The organism is Amycolatopsis sp. ATCC 39116, from assembly GCF_000231075.2.
GTDB lineage: Bacteria > Actinomycetota > Actinomycetes > Mycobacteriales > Pseudonocardiaceae > Amycolatopsis_E > Amycolatopsis_E tucumanensis.
Window position 1 is genome coordinate 98,126 of sequence record NZ_AFWY03000007.1, and the last position, 16,473, is coordinate 114,598.

Genomic DNA, 16,473 nt, shown 5'->3' on the forward strand with positions numbered 1-16,473 from the left:
TGAAGTGGCGCTGGGATACGTGTCGCGCTACCAGTAGATTCCTCTTCTGCGGGGATTGTTCGCAAGAGCGGTTCCCAGAGCCTCACGGAATCGGAGTGCGCTGATGGCTGAGAGCCGGACCGCCCAGGCCAAGCGGGACCCGGGCCGGGGCGGGGAACGGGAGCTGGCCGATCCCCGGCTGCAGCAGCTGCTGGCCGGGCTGACCGCGGTGCGCGACGGCGATTTCGGAACCCGGCTGCCGCAGGTGGGCGACGAGCTGCTGGACGAGATCGCGGCGGTCTTCAACGGCATGGTCGACCAGCTGTCGGTGTTCACGTCCGAGGTGACGCGGGTGGCGACCGAGGTGGGCACCGAGGGCAAGCTCGGGGGCCAGGCGCGGGTGCCCGGGGTGTCCGGGACCTGGGCGGACCTCACCGATTCGGTGAACGCGATGGCCGGGAACCTGACGGCTCAGATGCGCGACATCGCGCAGGTCGCGACGGCGGTGGCGAAGGGCGACCTGTCGCAGAAGATCACGGTGGACGTCCAGGGCGAGATCCGGGAGCTGAAGGAAACCATCAACACGATGGTGGACCAGTTGTCCTCGTTCGCCGACGAGGTCACGAGAGTGGCCCGTGAAGTCGGCACCGAAGGAATTCTCGGCGGCCAGGCGGAAGTCCCCGGCGTTTCCGGAACCTGGAAGAACCTCACCACTTCGGTGAATTTCATGGCCGGAAACCTCACCGATCAGGTGCGCAACATCGCTCAGGTGACCACCGCCGTGGCGCGCGGCGATCTGTCGCAGAAGATCATGGTCGACGCGCGCGGGGAAATCCTGGAACTGAAGAACACCATCAACACGATGGTGGACCAGCTCTCGTCGTTCGCCGACGAGGTGACCAGAGTGGCGCGCGAGGTCGGCACGGACGGCAGGCTGGGCGGGCAGGCGCAAGTACCAGGTGTCGGCGGAACGTGGCGGGCGCTCACCGATTCGGTGAACTTCATGGCGGGCAACCTCACCGATCAGGTGCGCTCGATCGCCTCGGTGGCCACCGCGGTCGCCGACGGTGACCTCTCCCAGAAGATCACCGTCGACGCGCGCGGCGAGATCCTGGAACTGAAGAACACCATCAACACGATGGTCGACCAGCTGTCGGCGTTCGCCGACGAGGTCACGCGCGTGGCCCGCGAGGTGGGCACCGAGGGCCGCCTCGGCGGTCAGGCCGACGTCAAGGGTGTGTCGGGCACCTGGAAGGCGCTCACCGAATCGGTGAACGTCATGGCCGCCAACCTGACCGACCAGGTGCGGTCGATCGCCGACGTGACCACTTCCGTCGCCAAGGGCGACCTGACGCAGAAGATCCGCGTCGACGCGCGCGGCGAGATCCTGGAGCTCAAGGAAACCATCAACACGATGGTCGACCAGCTGTCGGCGTTCGCCGACGAGGTCACGAGAGTGGCCCGCGAGGTGGGCACGCACGGCAACCTGGGCGGCCAGGCCAACGTCCGCGGGGTGTCCGGCACCTGGAAGGACCTGACCGACAACGTCAACGTGATGGCGTCCAACCTGACCAGCCAGGTGCGCTCGATCGCGCAGGTGGCCAGCTCGGTGGCGCAGGGCGACCTGTCGAAGAAGATCACCGTCGAGGCCAAGGGCGAGGTCGCCGCGCTGGCCGACACGATCAACACGATGGTCGACACGCTCGGCGCGTTCGCCGACGAGGTGACGAGAGTGGCCCGCGAGGTCGGCACCGAAGGCATCCTCGGCGGCCAGGCCCGCGTGCCCAACGTCGCGGGCACCTGGAAGGACCTCACCGACAACGTCAACTCGATGGCGAACAACCTGACCAACCAGGTGCGCAACATCGCCCAGGTGACGACCGCCGTCGCGGACGGTGACCTGACCAAGAAGATCGACGTCGACGCGCGCGGCGAGATCCTCGAACTGAAGACGACGATCAACACCATGGTGGACACGCTGGGCTCGTTCGCTGCCGAGGTGACCCGCGTGGCGCGCGAGGTGGGCAGCGAGGGACGGCTGGGCGGCCAGGCCGAGGTCGAGGGCGTGTCCGGCACCTGGAAGCGGCTCACCGAGAACGTGAACGAGCTGGCGGGCAACCTGACCCGTCAGGTGCGCGCGATCGCCGAGGTGGCCAGCGCCGTGGCCACCGGCGACCTGACCCGCTCGATCTCGGTCGAGGCGCAGGGCGAGGTCGCCGAGCTCAAGGACAACATCAACTCGATGGTGCGGTCGCTGCGCGAGACCACGCACGCCAACCAGGAACAGGACTGGCTCAAGACCAACCTGGCGCGCATCGCCGGGCTGATGCAGGGCCACCGGGACCTGGCCACCGTCGCCGAGCTGGTGCTGGACGAGCTGGTGCCGCTGGTGAACGCGCAGCAGGGCACGTTCTTCCTGAGCAGCGGGCAGAACGGCAGCGGGCGGCTGCGGCTGATCGCCACCTACGGCGCGCACTCCACCGAGGAGCTGGTACGGGAGGTGGAGGTCGGTCAGACGCTCATCGGGCAGGCGGCCCGCACCCGGCGGCCGATCATCGTCGACAAGACCCCGCCCGGGTACGTGCGGATCTCCTCCAGCCTCGGCGAGGCGCCGCCGGTGAACCTCGTCGTGCTGCCGGTGACCTTCGAGGACCGCACCCTCGGCGTGATCGAGCTGGCCTCGTTCGAGCGGTTCACCCAGGCGCAGCGCGACCTGCTGGACCAGCTGGGCGAGACGATCGGCGTCAACGTCAACACGATCGTGGCGAGTTCGCGCACGGACTCGCTGCTGGAGGAGTCGCAGCGGCTCGCCGCCGAACTGCGGGTCCAGCAGGAGGAACTGCAGCGCTCGAACGCCGAGCTGGCCGAGAAGGCGACGCTGCTGGCCCGCCAGAACCGCGACATCGAGGTCAAGAACACCGAGATCGAGCAGGCCAGGCGGGAGATCGAGGAGCGCGCCGAGCAGCTCGCGCTGGCCTCGAAGTACAAGTCCGAGTTCCTCGCGAACATGTCGCACGAGCTGCGCACGCCGCTCAACAGCCTGTTGATCCTGGCGAAGCTGCTCGCGCAGAACCCCAGCCGCAACCTCACCGCCAAGCAGGTGGAGTACGCCGAGGTGATCCACTCGGCCGGTTCGGACCTGCTGCAGATGATCAACGACATCCTCGACCTGTCCAAGGTGGAGGCCGGGCGGATGGACATCCACCCGGAGCCGTTCGCGCTGAACCAGCTGCTGGACTACGTCGAGGCCACGTTCCAGCCGCTGACCGCCGAGAAGGGGCTGACCTTCGCGGTCACCGCCGACCAGGACGTGCCGCGCGAGCTGGTGACCGACCAGCAGCGGTTGCGGCAGGTGCTGCGCAACCTGCTGTCCAACGCGGTCAAGTTCACCGACCACGGCCGGGTCGAGCTGCACGTGCGGATGGCCCGCGAGGAGGAGCTGCCGGCGGGCACCAGCGGCCCGGTGGTGGCGTTCGCGGTCACCGACACCGGCATCGGCATCGCGAAGGAGAACCTGAGCGCCATCTTCGCCGCGTTCCAGCAGGCCGACGGCACCACCAGCCGCCGCTACGGCGGCACCGGGCTGGGGTTGTCCATCAGCAACGAGGTGGTCTACCGGCTTGGCGGCGAGATCCGCGCGGAGAGCGAGCTCGGCGAGGGCAGCACGTTCACGTTGTTCCTGCCGCTGGGCAAGTCCCCGGACGGCCTGCCCGCGCCTGCGGCCGCCGAGGTCGAGGTGCCCGAGCCGGCGTCGGAGGCCGCGCGCGAGACGCACGGCAAGCGGCAGGTGCTCGTCGTCGAGTCGGCGGGCACCGGGCTGCTGTCGCTGCTGGCGAGCAGCGCGGCCGCCGACCTCGCCGACACCCACGGCACGGTCACGGTCGCCACGGTGAGCACAGCGGAGCAGGCGACGAACGTCCTGCTCAGCCGCCCGCACCACTGCGTCGTGCTGGACGTCAGCCTGCCCGAGGGCGGCGCGTTCGCCGTGCTGGACGCGTTGGCCGACCACCCGGACCTGTGTTCGGTCCCGGTGCTCGCGCACCCGTCCCGCAAGCTGACCCCGGACCAGGAGAGCCTGGTGCAGACCCGCGCGGCGATGCAGCCGCTGGAGCTGCTGCCCTCGCTCGACGAGCTGCGCGAGCGGATCGCGCTGCACCTGTCCGCCGACCAGCCGGACGACGTCATCCCGCTGACCCAGCCGCGCACCCCGCTGCCGTCGCTGACCCGGCCCGTCGACGACCGTCCGGTGGACGAGCCGTTGCGCGGGCACAAGGTGCTGATCGTGGAGGACGACCCGCGCAACGTGTTCGCGCTGCGTGGCGCGCTGGAGAGCTACGGGCTGGAGGTGCGGCACGCGGTGAACGGGCGCAAGGGCATCGACGTGCTGCTCGCCGAGGACGGCATCGAGCTGGTGCTGATGGACGTGATGATGCCGGAGATGGACGGCTACGCGGCCACGGCGGCGATCCGGGAGATCCCGCGGTTCGCTGACATGCCGATCATCGCCGTCACCGCGAAGGCCATGCAGGGCGACCGGGAGAAGGCGCTCGCGTCCGGGGCCAGCGACTACCTGACGAAACCGGTCGACGCGGAGGAGCTGCTCCAGTGCCTGCGGCGGTGGCTGCCGGAGGTGCGGGCCTGACCCGGGCGGCGGATCCGGCGAAGGAGGTGTTCCGCCAGGGCGCGCGGAAGTGGAGGATGGGTGCGTGCAGGCACCCGATCCACTGAACCCGCGCGATCCGGCCGTCGACCCCGTCGACGGTGTCGCGGTCGCCGTCGAACGCCGCGGCAAGGCCGTGGTGGTCCAGGTCAGCGGCGAACTCGACCTCCTGACGACGCCGCGGCTGGACGACGCGGCGAGCCGGGCGCTGCGCGAGCAGCCGTCGCTGCTGGTGCTCGACCTGACGGGGGTCACGTTCCTGGGTTCGGCCGGCATGGCCTCGCTGGTCGCCGTGCGGCAGGCCGCGGGGGACGACCTGCCGATCCGGCTCGCCGCCGCGGACCCGGTCGTGGTGCGCGCGATGGAGGTCGTCGGCCTCGACGAGGAGTTCCCCCTCTACCCGACGTGCGAGGACGCGCTGGCCGGCTGACCGGCGAGCAGCCTGCGCAGCCCGGCGTGCAGGGCCGGGGCGGCGGCCAGGAACGAGGCCGCGCCCGGCCGCCACACTGCGCCGCCGGTGTCGGTGACGGTGGCACCCGCTTCGCTCGCGACGAGCGCGGCTCCGGCCAGGTTCGCGTCGTCGTGACCGAACTGCCAGAACGCGTCGATCCGGCCGGAGGCGACCTCTGCCACCTGCCACGAGGTGGGGCCGAGGTTGCGCACCGCGCCGACGGCGGGCAGGACGTCGCCCAGTGAACGGCCGGCCAGCGCCGCCGCTCCGGCTCCCGGGAACGGCGGCTGGGACGTAGTGACCAGGGCGGCGGCCAGGTCGGTCTGCGCGGACGGGGTGACGGGTCTGCCGTCGAGAGTGGCGCCGCGGCCCCGCTCGGCGCGGTAGGTCTCGCCGCGGACGGGGTGGTGCAGCACGGTGGCGACCGGTTCGCGGTGGCGCACGAGCGTGATGCTGACGCACCAGTACGGCAGCCCGCGCAGGTACTGCACGGCGCCGTCGGCGATGTCGACCACCCACGAGGTCGTCCCGGCGGGCAGGCCGGTGCCGAACTCGTCGGCCCACGGGATGCCGGGCATAAGGGTGCCGAGCCGTTGCCGGAGAAGGGGTTCGGCGGCGCGTTCGACCTCGGCGAAGGTGGTGCGGAACTCGTCGAGCGTGCGGGCCGGAGGCGGGGGTGGGCAGGCCGCGGAGGATCTCGCCGGTTTCTTCGGCGGCGGCGGTGATGCCATCGAGGAGGTTCACGGGTCCGAGTGTCGGAGCTCGCGGCGGATCGGTGGGCTCGTCAGCCGGTTTCCGAGCGAGATCGTGCGAAACTCGGCTCGTGGTGGCTGATCCGGCTTTTGACGGGGATGATCTGCGGCTGATCGAGGCGCTGCAGTGTGACGGCCGGGTGACGGTCGAGCAGGCGGCGCGGGTGCTGGGGTTGCCGGTGCGGGCGGTGCAGCGGCGGATGCGCGTGCTGCTCGGCGACGGTGTGGTGCGCGTGGTCGCGGTGCCGCCGGGCGCGCTGGCGCGGGGCGTGGTGGTGCTGCGGATCCGGGTGCTGCGCGGGAAACTCGACCCGATCACGGCGGCCCTGGCGGCCAGGGAGGACATCCCGCTGGTGGACGTGTCGGCCGCCGGGGACGAGATCCTGGCGCTGTTGCTGGCCGGTCCGGATACGCGTCATCGTCTGGTGTTCCGCCAGCTCCCCGCGACCAGCGCCGTGACCTCCGTCGAAGCGCAGACGGTGATGCACGTGTTCAGCGACGCGACCGACTGGCGTCTCGGCGTGCTGTCGGACGCCGAGCGAGCCGCGCTGGGTTGCGGTGGGCAGGCGGCGGAGCGCCCCCTGGACGACCTCGACCGGGCCGTGCTGCGCCTGCTCGGGGAAGATCTGCGGCTGCCTGCCGCCACGATCGCCGCCCGGCTGGGGCACCCGGAGTCCACCGTGCGGCGCCGCCTGAGCGTCCTGCGCGCCGACGGCCGGTTCGTGACGCAGGCGTTCGTCGACCCCGCGCGGCTCGGGCTGGCCATCGACGCGAACCTGCTCATGCGGGTGCCCCCGGACCTCCTCGACCGGGCGGGCCGCGCGCTGGCCCGCCACCCGGCCGTCCACGGCGCGATGGCGACGACGGGCGCGTCGAACCTCCACGCCGCCGTGTGGTTGCGGGACCTGGAGCACCTGTACGCCTTCATCACGCAGGACCTGGCCGCGCTGGGGGTCACCGAGGTGGAGACGGTGCTGATCGGTGCGTCGGTCAAGCGGCCCGGGAAAGCCCTTTCACGGTAGTGGCGCCGCCGCGCCCAGGCCCCGCTCCGCGGCCGCCGCGCGGACCGCGTCGATGACCAGTTGCAGCGACGGCCGCGCGGAGGCCGTTCGATGCGCGATCGACACCGTTCGCATCGGCGGTTCCGTCAGGGCCACGATGTCCACCCCGGGCGGCCGCAGCGACAAGCCCAGGTCCGACACCAGCGTGACCCCGAGCCCGGCGGCGACCATCGCCAGTGCAGTCGCCTGCTCGCCGACCTCGTGGTTGATCTTCGGCTCGAACCCGTGCCGCTGGCACGCCAGCCGCACCGCCCGGCCGAAGTGCGAGCGCGGCCCGGCGAGGATCCACGGGTGCTCGGCCAGCTCGGTCAGGCTCACCGTGGTGGCGGGCACCGCGCCGCGCGGGACCGCCGCGTGCAGCCGTTCGACCGCGATCACCACCCGCGTCAGCGCCGGGTCCCACGGCATCGGGTAGTCCGAGTAGTCGATGACGAACGAGAAGTCGAGCGCGCCGTCCCGCACCGCGCCCGCGGTTTCCTCCGGCGCCAGTTCCTTCGTGCGCACCTCGATCCCCGGGTGTTCCCGCGCCAGCGCGGACAACGCGAACGGCAGCAACCCGGACGCCACCGACGCCCACACCCCCGCGGTCAGCCGCGCCGTGACGCCTTCCTGCGCCTCCTCCAGCGCCATGGTCGCCCGTTCGACGGACTTGAGGATCTCCTCGGCGTGCTCGGTCAGCACCACGCCCAGCTCGGTCAGCTGGACCCGCCTGCCGAGCCGCTCGAACAGCTTGGCCCCGACGTCCCGTTCCAGCTGCGCGAGCTGCTGCGACACGGCCGATGCGGTGTAGTGCAGGGCGGCCGCGGCCGCGGTGACGGTGCCGCGGCGGTGCAGCTCCCGAAGCATCCGCAACCGGTGCAGCGAAAGCTCCATGCCGCCCAGGGTAGGTAAGGATCACCTGCTGTGCAGGGAACGTGAACGGAACCGTGCATGATCCCTAACTGGACGTCTCCGCCGACCCTGCCGCACCCTGGTGTCAGCGGGAATGGATCTCCCGATTCCACCCAGACCGGCGACCGAAGCCACCGCGCGTGGCGGAGGCGGGCTGTGCTGCGCCCGGAATCGGCGACAGGCTTGGAGGGGACAGTTGACCACGATGCAGGATCCGCGGGGGCTCGCCGGCGAGCGGACCAGCCCGCGCACGCAAGAGCCGATGCTGCGGCTGACCTGGACCGACCCGGTCACCGGCACCCACGGCTACCTCGTGGTGCACACGCTGGTTTCCGGCCTGGCGACCGGCGGCACCCGGATGCGCGCCGGCTGCACGCTGTCCGAGGTCGAGGACCTGGCGCGCGGCATGGCGGCCAAGACCGCGACGTTCGACCTGCCGGTGGGCGGGGCGAAGGGCGGGATCGACTTCGACCCGAAGGACCCGGGGGCCGTCGGGGTGCTGGAGCGGTTCTGCCAGGCGATGCGCCCGTGGCTGGACGCGCACTGGGTGACCGCCGAGGACCTCGGGGTGCCGCAGCACCTCATCGACGACGTCTTCGAGCGGCTCGGGCTGGAGCAGTCGTACCACGCCGCCATCCGCCGTTCGCCCGACCCGGCGCGGACCCTGCGGCGCGTGCACGCCGGGCTGAACGCGCCGGTGCCGGGCGGGCTGCTGCTCGGTGACGTGGTCGGTGGTTACGGCGTCGCGCAGGCCTGTCTGGGCGCGGCGAGCGCGTGGGGCTGGGAGCCGGCCGCCACGACCGTGGCGATCCAGGGCATCGGCACGATGGGCGGCGGCGCGGCCTGGTACCTGCACGAGGCCGGGATGCGGGTCGTCGCGGTCGCCGATGCGGCCGGGACGCTGTACGACCCGGCGGGGCTGGACGTGCCCGCGCTGCTGGAGCTGCGGGACGCCTACGGCGAGGTGGACCGCTCGCGGCTGCCCGGCTCGGTCCGGCAGCTGCCGCGCGACGCGGTGGTCGGGGTGTCGGCCGACATCCTGGTGCCGGCGGCGATTTCCTACGCGCTGACGCCGGACAACGTCCCGGACGTGTCGGCGAAGGTCGTGGTGGAAGCGGCCAACGCGGCGACCACACCCGAGGCCGAGGCGATGCTCGCCGCGCGGGGGATCCCGGTGGTCCCGGACTTCGTGGCGAACGCGGGCGCCGCGGCGTGGGCATGGTGGCTGTTGCTGGGGCAGGTGGGCGCCGACCCGGTCGACTCGTTCCATCGGCTGCAGACCGAGATGCGGTCGAAGGTGGCGCTGCTGCTGGCCGCCTGGTTCGCCGACGGAGTCCCCCCGCGCACGACGGCGGAGGAACTGGCGGCGGCGAACCGCGCGGCGCGCCTGGCTGCGGGGGATGCCGGGGTCACGATCCCCTGAACGCGCTGAAGGGGGTTCGCCGTGCACGACGGCGCAGGAATTGGCCGCGGCGAACCACGCGGCGTGCCCGGCCGCAGGGGACCTGGGGGTCACGATCCCTTCGCCGCGCCCACGGCGTTCGGCCGCGCACGACGGCGGAGGAACCGGCCGCGGCGAACCTCGCCGCGTTCGCCGCTTGGGGTCACGATCCCCTGAACGCGCTGAAGGGCCCTTCGCGACGGTGCGAAGGGCCCTTCACTGCGTGTCGACACGTTAGTTCCGGCCTGGTTCGCCGACGGGGAGGTGAACCAGGTCCGGTATCCAATCGGCGTAGCGGCCTTCGGAGCCGCCGTCGGGCGGGACCGTAGGGCCTCGACCTCGTAGTGCCCGGGCACCTCGGGGTCTGCCACATACAGTGCCCGATCGCCAGGGGCCGATCCAGGGCCGAAGGTCCCTTTTCACTCGTCCGGCATGCTCTGGGCCATGGACCACCCGCTGCGCGCCATCCGCGCCACCCGTGTGTTCGCCGACCGGCCGGTGCCAAGGGACCTCGTCGTGGACCTGGTCGAGACGGCGCGCTGGACCGGTTCCGCGCGCAACCGCCAGCCGTGGCGGCTCGTCTCGGTGACCGACCCCGCGGTGCGCCACGCGCTGGCCCGCCTCGGGCAGTACGCGCTGCCACTGGCGGCGGCCCCGGTCGCGCTCGTGCTGCTGTCCGACTCGGAAGCCGGTGCGGACACCGAGTTCGACCTCGGGCGGCTGTGCCAGACACTCGTCGTCGCGGCGCACCTCGCCGGCCTCGGCAGCTGCCCGGTCTCGTTGTACCCCAACGCCAATGCGGTGGAAGCCGCCGCGCTCACCGGCCACGGGCACCCGTGGCGCGCGCACCACGCGCTCGCGCTCGACTGGCCGGGGGAGCGTCTGCGTGGCCGGTCCGCCGTGCCGGTCGGGCGCAAGGCCTTGGCGGACGTGTTCGTCGAGCTGTAGCCCCGTCAGACGAGCGGCTCGGCGCGGGCGGTCCAGCGGCCCTCGGTGCGGGTGATGCGCACCGGGTGGTCGAAGCACTTGCTGATGTGGTCCGTGGTCACCACGTCGTCCGCCGTCCCGGACGCCAGGCACTGGCCCTCGCGCAGCAGGAGCGCGTGCGTGGTGCTCGCCGGCAGCTCCTCCAGGTGGTGGGTGACCAGCACGGTCGCCAGCTCCGGGTGGTCGCGCCGCAGAACGTCCACACTGGACAGCAGCTGCTCGCGGGCCGCGACGTCCAGGCCGGTCGCCGGTTCGTCGAGCAGCAACAGGCGCGGCGACGGCATCAGGGCGCGGGCGATCAGCGCCCGTCCGCGTTCGCCCTGGGACAGGGTCGGCCAGCGGGCGTCGCGTTGCCCGGCGAGGCCCAGCATCCGGATCAGGCGCTCGGCGCGTTCCCGCTCTGCGGCGGTCGGCTGCCAGCGCGGCACCAGTTCGGTCGTGTTCGTCAGCCCGGTCAGCACCACCTCGAACACCGACAGCGGCGAGGTCAGCGGGTGCCGCGGGTTGATGTGCCCGAGGAACGACCGCAGCTTGCGCATGTCGACCCGGCCCAGCCGGTGCCCGAGCACGTCGACCGTCCCGCGCGTCGGGTGGGTGAGCGCCCCCAGCAGCCCGAGCAGCGTGCTCTTGCCCGCGCCGTTCGCGCCGAGCAGCGCCCAGTGCTCGCCCTCGTGCACCGTCAGCGAGATCGACCGGAGCAGGTACCGGCCGTCGCGGACGAGATCGACATCGCTCACCTGCAGCACGGGCGTCATGCCCGCACCGTATCAAGTCCTCAGACGTCTGATGAAAACGGACATCCGATAACCTCCCGGAATGGATCGGGTGGAGACGCGAGAACTCGCCTACTTCGTCGCCGTGGCGGAGACCCTGCACTTCGGTCGCGCCGCGGAAGGGCTGGGACTGGCCCAGCCGGCGCTGTCGAAGGCCGTGCGGTCGCTGGAACGGCGGCTGGAGGTCACGTTGTTCGACCGCACGAGCAGGCGGGTCGAACTCACCCCGGCCGGCGAGGTCCTGCTCGACGAGGCGCGGAAGGCGCTGGCGGCCGTCGCCGCCGCGGCCCGGCGCACGCAGCGGGCCGGTCGCGGCGTGCCGTACCTCGCCCTGGCCGCCAAGCCCGGCGGCGACGCGGGGCTGCTGCCGGCGATCCTGCGCCGGTACGAGAGCGACCCCGCCGCGGTGCCGGTCGAACTCGTCACCGCGCACGAGGACAGGGTGTCCCTGCTGCGCGACGGGCGCGCCGACGTCGCCCTGCTGCACACCCCTTTCGACGACGCGGGTGGCCTGGAGGCGGAGGAGTTGCGCGCCGAGCCGAGGTCGGCGCTGCTGCCGCCGGAACACCGCCTGGCGCGGCGGTCGATCCTGCAGCTGAGCGACCTGCGCGGCGAGCCGGTCGGGCGGTGGGCCGGCTACCCGGACGACGGTGGCGTCGAGGTGACGGACCTGGCGAAGCTGCTGCGGGTGACCTCGCGCGGGCGGGCCGTCGCGCTGCTGCCGCAGTCGGTGCTGGACGCGCTGGACCACAACCTGGTGACGGTGCCGGTCGTGGACGCCGCTCCGGCACGACTGCTGCTGGCCTGGCCGCAGGGCACACGCTCACCTGCGATCTCGGCACTGGCCAGGGCGGCGCGCGAGGTGGCGGCGGAACACCGAACGGCGGCCAGGCCGGGTCCGGTGCGGGCTTCGCGCCCGAGGATGGCTCAGCGGGCGAGCGGACGCTGATCCGGCTCGTCGCGCAGGCCCTCCCGCTCGTAAGTGGCGGCGGCACGCGTCCGGGCCGGTGCTGCGTCGTGGCCAGGGCTATGTGCGGCTGGGCACCCGTCCGACGGCGCCCAGCAGCACGGCGCTCGCCTGGTCGTCCGGGTTCGGGAGGCGAGCGGACGCTGATCCGGCTCGTCGCGCAGGGCCTACATGCACCTGCTCGCGCGTGAGCGGCGGCGGCACGCGCCCGGGCGGAAGCTGCGTCGTGGCCTGGGCCTACGTCCCGCTGGGCACCCTTCCGACGGCGCCGAGCAGCACGGCGCTCGCCCGGTCGTCCGGGTCCGGGAGGTAGCCCCGCGGCCGGGCCGGTGCCGGCTTCGCGCTCGAGGATGGCTGAGCGGACGCTGATCCGGCTCGTCGCACATGCCCTCCCGTGCGTGAGCGGCGGCGGCAAGCGCCCGGGCGGGCGGTGCGTCGCGCCCAGGGCTATGTGCGGCTGAGCACCCGTCCGACGGCGCCCAGCAGGACGGCGCTCGCCTGGTCGTCCGGGTCCGGGAGGTAGCCCCGCGGCGGGTTCCAATGCGTGGCGAGCACCAGGCCGGGCGGCACGAGCTCCGTGCCGTCGAACAGCGCCGCCACCTCGGCCCGCCCGCGCACCTGCGCGGACTGCCGCACCTTGGCGTTGTAGGTGTCGCGCACGTCCTCCTGCTTGCGCTGCTGGCGTTCGTCCTCCGGGGTCGTGATGTGCGTGAGCGCCAGGTAGCTTCCCGGCGCAAGCCGGTCGACATAATGACGCACCAGGGGGCGCACGTCGCCCGGCACGAAGGGCAGCACGGACACCATCAGCAGCCCCACGGGCTCGCCGAAGTCCAGCAGCCCGGCCCGCTCGAAGATGTCCTCCGGCTCCCGCGCGTCGGCCAGCAGGCAGGTCGCGTCCGGCTCCCCGGCGAGCAGGTCGTTGCTCACCTCGACCGTGCGCGGGTCCAGGTCGACGTAGACCACGCGCGAACCCGGCGCGTACCGCTGGGCGATCTCGTGCACGTTGCCCGCCACCGGGTAGCCGGAGCCGATGTCGAGGAACTGCCGGATCCCGTGCCCGGTCATCCAGCGGACCACCCGCTGCAGGAAGTCCCGGTTGTAGCGCGCGACCTGTCCGGCGAGCGGGAAGACCTTCTGTGCCGCGATCGCCACCTCCGCGTCGCACGGCAGGTGGTGGTGCCCGTTCAGGTACCAGTCGTACACGCCCGCGGCCGTCGCTGTGGTGCGTTCCTGCTGGGTCATCGGCGATCACCACCAGTCCGGCTGCTGCGAACCCGCTCAGTCTGACACGGCGGTCAACGGCGCGGGAGGGGTCCAGCGGGCGGCGGCGGTGGCCGCGCGGACCGACAGCCCGGCAGGCATGAGCCGGAGCACCGCGTTGCGTGCCGCGACGGCCAGTGGGTTCTTCAGCTGGGCGCCCAGCCGCCCGGCCTGGTCGGACCGGCGCGCGATCGCCTGGCTGCGCGGACGACGTTCGCGGTCGTAGGCGCTCAGCGCGTCCGCGACCGACGTGTGCCGGACGGTCGCGGCGGCGAGCACGACCGCGTCTTCGATGGCTTGGCAGCCGCCCTGGCCCAGGTACGGCGACATGGCGTGGGCGGCGTCGCCGAGCAACGCGACGCGGCCGCGCACGTACGTCGGCAGCGGGGTGCGCAGCGCGAGCAGGTCGTGCTGCAGGAACCGGTCGCCCGGCGTCGCCTCGATCAGGCTCGGCAGTGGTTCCGGCCAGTCACCGAAATGACGGCGCAGGAAGGCTTTCGGGTCCGCGTGCCGGACATCGCGGGGCGACTCGCACGCCAGGTACCAGTACAGCCGGCCACCGGTCAGCGGCACCGCGCCGACCTCGGTGCCCGGTCCGAGGAGACCGGACAGCTCGAGCGGCCCCGGATCGTCGAGGATCGCCCGGAACGCGGTGTGGCCCGTGTAGACCGGGCCGGGGTGGCCGGGCCAGAGCGCCGAGCGGACCGCGCTGTGCACGCCGTCGGCCGCGACGACCAGATCGGCGGTGAGCTCGCCGCCGTCCCAGCGCACCCGGCCGTCCCCGGTGACTTCGGTGATGGTGGTGCCCGCCCGCAGATCCGCGGCCGGGATGGCGTCGCGCAGCAGGTCGAGGAGCTGGGCGCGGGCGATGCCGAGGAGCGGTTTGCCCAGTGCGCGTTCGAACCGGGCGCCGTCGACCTCGGTCAGCAGGCGGCCGTGGTGGTCCCGCAGCCGCCCGCTGACCTGCGGCACGGCGAGCGGCGCGAGGTCGAGGCCGAGCGATTCCAGTGCGCGCAAAGCGTTGGGCCACAACGTGATTCCCGCGCCGACCTCGGCGAACCGCGGCGCGCGTTCGAAGACGGCGACCTCCCAGCCCACCCGGCGCAGCCCGATCGCCGCGCTCAACCCGCCGATGCCGCCGCCGATGACCGCCGCTGTTCGCACGCACGCGACTCTACGCCTGTAGAGTCACCGGCGTGCGTCTGACGGCGATCGCGGACGCGGCCATCGAGGTGGTCGCCGCGGAGGGGATGCGCGGCCTGACCCACCGCGCCGTCGACCGGGCCGCGGGCCTGCCGCCCGGGTCGACCTCCTACTACGCCCGCACGCGGGCGGCGTTGCTGGAGTTGGCGGTCAGGCGGATCGCCGAACTCGACGACGCGTCGCTGACGGAGGCGGATGACGAGTTGGCGCCGGCGCTCGCGCGGTTCCTGCACACGGCGATGACGACCGGCCGGACGCGCTTGGTGGCGCGCTACGAGTTCGCACTGGAGGCCACGCGACGCCCCGAGCTGCGGGCGATCTACGACCGGGTGGGGCAGCGGTTCCGCGACAGCTGCGCCGAACTGCTGGCGCACGCGGGCTCCCCGGACCCGGCGCGGCACACGCGGATGCTGATCGCCTGGTGCGACGGGGTGCTGTTCGATTCGGTGGCCGGAGCCGGGGCGGCTCGTGCGCCGGGGCCGGCGGAGCTGGAGCGCAGCACGGCTGAGTTCGTTGCGGCGCTGCTGCCTGGGGGTGGTGCTCAGCGCCCGCCCGCCAGTGAGGCGGGGGCCTCCGCCTGCTGATCGCCTGATGTGGTGGGGTGGCCTGGGCGCTGGAGCAGGCAAGTAGGGCGGCCGAGTTCCTGGCGGCGATGCTGCCCGGGGGCGTGCTCGCGGCGCGGCGGCCGGTGGGCGGGGCCTCCGCCTGCTGATCGCCTGGTGTGGCGAGGTGCCCTTCGATTGGGCGGCGCTGCTGAGCCGGGCGGTGGCCGTGGTGTTGCGCCTCAGCGCTTCGACCGCTTGCCGAACGACTCCATCTCGGCCACCTGCCTCCGCGCCTCGTCGGCGGTCTTGTCCGCCACGGTCGCGGCCTTGCGGGCGGCCGTGAGTTCCTTGCGCACCGCGCGTTCTTCGCGGGTCGCGTCGTCCAGTTGTGAGCGCAGCTCGGCCACCCGCGCGGCGGCCTTTTCGGCCCGGGCGGTGACCTCGTCGAGCGCCTGCTGAGCCTCGTCGCGGGCGGCCTCCGCCTCGTCGGCCTTCGTGTGGGCCTCTTCGAGCGCGGCCTGCCGCCGCTCGGCTTCCGGGTCCTGTTTCGCCGGTTTCGGGGCCGGTTTGGGCGCCGCCTTGCGCTTCGGCGAAGCGGCCAGTGCGGCCGCCAGCCAATCCTCCGAAGAGGACGGTTCCAGCGCCGCGGAAAGCCGTCCCGCGGCCACTTCCGCCGCCGCGTCCGGATCGGACACCGCCGCCTCGAACGTGTCCTCCACCTGGCGCATCGCGACGTCGCTGTAGGGGACGCCCGCCTCGCCGGCGACGCCACCCGCCCGTCCGCTCAACCGCCGGATCAGCTCGTTGCGCTGCCGCGACAACGTGCGCAGCTCGTCGCCGGCCAGCTTCTGGTGCGCGGTGCGCAACCGGGCGCCGAGGTCCGCGAGCTGCCCGATCTCGTCCGCGTGCCGCCGGCTCACCTGGTTCACCAGCCACGCGGCGACGGTCGGTTTGCGCAGCTGCGTGATGCGCTTGGCGAGCTCGGGGTCGCGGCCCTTCGCCTCCTTGGCCCGCTCCGTGCGGGCGGGTGTGAACTCGTCCCGGCGCAGCGCGTACAGCTCGTCGGCTACCGCGTCGAACCCCCGGGACGTCATGCCTCCATCATCGGCTCGCCGGCGACCACCGGCAAACCGTCATTCGGCCTGCTGCTGCTTCGCGATCTCCTCGCGCACCTGGTCCATGTCGACCTCGCGCAGCTTGCCGATCAGCTCCTCCAGGCTCTGCTCGGGCAGCGCGCCCGGCTGGGCGTAGAGCACGACGCCGTCCCGCACCGCCATCAGCGTCGGGATCGACTGGATGCCGAAGGCCTGCGCCAGCTCGGTCTGGTCCTCGGTGTCGACCTTGCCGAACACGATGTCGTCGTGCCGGTCGGCCGCACCCTCGAACACGGGCGCGAACATCCGGCACGGCCCGCACCAGGCCGCCCAGAAGTCGACGAGCACCATGCCGTCGGAGTTGACGACCTCTTCGAAGTTGTCCTTGGTCAGCGTTACCGTCGCCATA

14 protein-coding genes are annotated in these 16,473 nt (G+C 72.7%); 7 read left to right on the forward strand and 7 right to left on the reverse strand.

Features of this window, described 5'->3' with window-relative positions; all coding sequences use genetic code 11:
- Positions 1 to 103: 103 nt before the first annotated feature.
- Together AMY39116_RS0310780 and AMY39116_RS0310785 are read left to right on the forward strand one after the other, a co-directional pair.
- Complete coding sequence (locus tag AMY39116_RS0310780) at positions 104 to 4,621, forward strand: HAMP domain-containing protein (protein WP_020417671.1); 4,518 nt, start codon at positions 104 to 106, stop codon at positions 4,619 to 4,621.
- A 64-nt stretch (positions 4,622 to 4,685) separates the two neighbouring features.
- Entirely contained in the window at positions 4,686 to 5,069 is a 384-nt protein-coding gene (locus AMY39116_RS0310785) for an STAS domain-containing protein (RefSeq protein ID WP_020417672.1), read from the forward strand.
- Here AMY39116_RS0310785 and AMY39116_RS0310790 read toward each other — a convergent pair.
- Positions 5,036 to 5,821: an inositol monophosphatase family protein gene (locus tag AMY39116_RS0310790; RefSeq protein WP_084506072.1), complete on the reverse strand. Its 786-nt coding sequence runs from the start codon at positions 5,819 to 5,821 to the stop codon at positions 5,036 to 5,038. The genes AMY39116_RS0310785 and AMY39116_RS0310790 overlap by 34 nt on opposite strands.
- A gap of 92 nt (positions 5,822 to 5,913) precedes the next feature.
- Between AMY39116_RS0310790 and AMY39116_RS0310795 the strand changes: the two genes are divergently transcribed.
- A complete protein-coding gene (locus AMY39116_RS0310795) occupies positions 5,914 to 6,864 on the forward strand; it encodes an Lrp/AsnC family transcriptional regulator (RefSeq protein WP_020417674.1) in 951 nt (316 codons plus the stop codon).
- Here the strand turns inward: AMY39116_RS0310795 and AMY39116_RS0310800 are convergent.
- The gene (locus tag AMY39116_RS0310800) at positions 6,856 to 7,776 is read right to left on the reverse strand and encodes a LysR family transcriptional regulator (protein WP_020417675.1); all 921 of its coding nucleotides are present in this window, start codon (positions 7,774 to 7,776) and stop codon (positions 6,856 to 6,858) included. The two genes, AMY39116_RS0310795 and AMY39116_RS0310800, sit on opposite strands and share 9 nt — an antisense overlap.
- Positions 7,777 to 7,999: 223 nt before the next feature.
- On the opposite strand from AMY39116_RS0310800, the gene AMY39116_RS0310805 reads away from it, so the two are divergent.
- Both AMY39116_RS0310805 and AMY39116_RS0310810 read left to right on the forward strand, forming a co-directional pair.
- Complete coding sequence (locus AMY39116_RS0310805; protein ID WP_051123514.1) at positions 8,000 to 9,217, forward strand: Glu/Leu/Phe/Val dehydrogenase; 1,218 nt, start codon at positions 8,000 to 8,002, stop codon at positions 9,215 to 9,217.
- 462 nt (positions 9,218 to 9,679) lie between these two features.
- On the forward strand, positions 9,680 to 10,183 hold the full coding sequence (locus AMY39116_RS0310810) for a nitroreductase family protein (protein ID WP_039791425.1): 504 nt from the start codon (positions 9,680 to 9,682) through the stop codon (positions 10,181 to 10,183).
- A 5-nt stretch (positions 10,184 to 10,188) separates the two neighbouring features.
- Here the strand turns inward: AMY39116_RS0310810 and AMY39116_RS0310815 are convergent, their stop codons facing one another.
- Positions 10,189 to 10,977: an ABC transporter ATP-binding protein gene (locus AMY39116_RS0310815; protein ID WP_020417678.1), complete on the reverse strand. Its 789-nt coding sequence runs from the start codon at positions 10,975 to 10,977 to the stop codon at positions 10,189 to 10,191.
- Between the two features lie 61 nt (positions 10,978 to 11,038).
- On the opposite strand from AMY39116_RS0310815, the gene AMY39116_RS0310820 reads away from it, so the two are divergent.
- Positions 11,039 to 11,944, forward strand: coding sequence for a LysR family transcriptional regulator (locus AMY39116_RS0310820; protein ID WP_020417679.1), 906 nt, complete (start codon positions 11,039 to 11,041; stop codon positions 11,942 to 11,944).
- A gap of 465 nt (positions 11,945 to 12,409) precedes the next feature.
- On the opposite strand, the gene AMY39116_RS0310825 is transcribed toward AMY39116_RS0310820, so the two are convergent.
- Both AMY39116_RS0310825 and AMY39116_RS0310830 read right to left on the reverse strand, forming a co-directional pair.
- Positions 12,410 to 13,204, reverse strand: coding sequence for an SAM-dependent methyltransferase (locus tag AMY39116_RS0310825; protein WP_020417680.1), 795 nt, complete (start codon positions 13,202 to 13,204; stop codon positions 12,410 to 12,412).
- A gap of 36 nt (positions 13,205 to 13,240) precedes the next feature.
- Positions 13,241 to 14,386, reverse strand: coding sequence for an FAD-dependent monooxygenase (locus AMY39116_RS0310830; RefSeq protein ID WP_020417681.1), 1,146 nt, complete (start codon positions 14,384 to 14,386; stop codon positions 13,241 to 13,243).
- A gap of 32 nt (positions 14,387 to 14,418) precedes the next feature.
- Here AMY39116_RS0310830 and AMY39116_RS0310835 point away from each other — a divergent pair, with 32 nt between their 5' ends.
- Positions 14,419 to 15,009 carry a TetR/AcrR family transcriptional regulator gene (locus tag AMY39116_RS0310835; RefSeq protein ID WP_020417682.1) on the forward strand — a complete coding sequence of 197 codons (591 nt, stop codon included), beginning with the start codon at positions 14,419 to 14,421 and terminating at the stop codon, positions 15,007 to 15,009.
- A gap of 200 nt (positions 15,010 to 15,209) precedes the next feature.
- Here the strand turns inward: AMY39116_RS0310835 and AMY39116_RS0310845 are convergent, their stop codons facing one another.
- Positions 15,210 to 16,064, reverse strand: coding sequence for a hypothetical protein (locus AMY39116_RS0310845; RefSeq protein WP_020417684.1), 855 nt, complete (start codon positions 16,062 to 16,064; stop codon positions 15,210 to 15,212).
- Between the two features lie 39 nt (positions 16,065 to 16,103).
- Positions 16,104 to 16,472, reverse strand: a complete 369-nt coding sequence (trxA, locus tag AMY39116_RS0310850) for a thioredoxin (RefSeq protein ID WP_020417685.1) — start codon at positions 16,470 to 16,472, stop codon at positions 16,104 to 16,106.
- Between the last annotated feature and the right edge of the window lies 1 nt (position 16,473).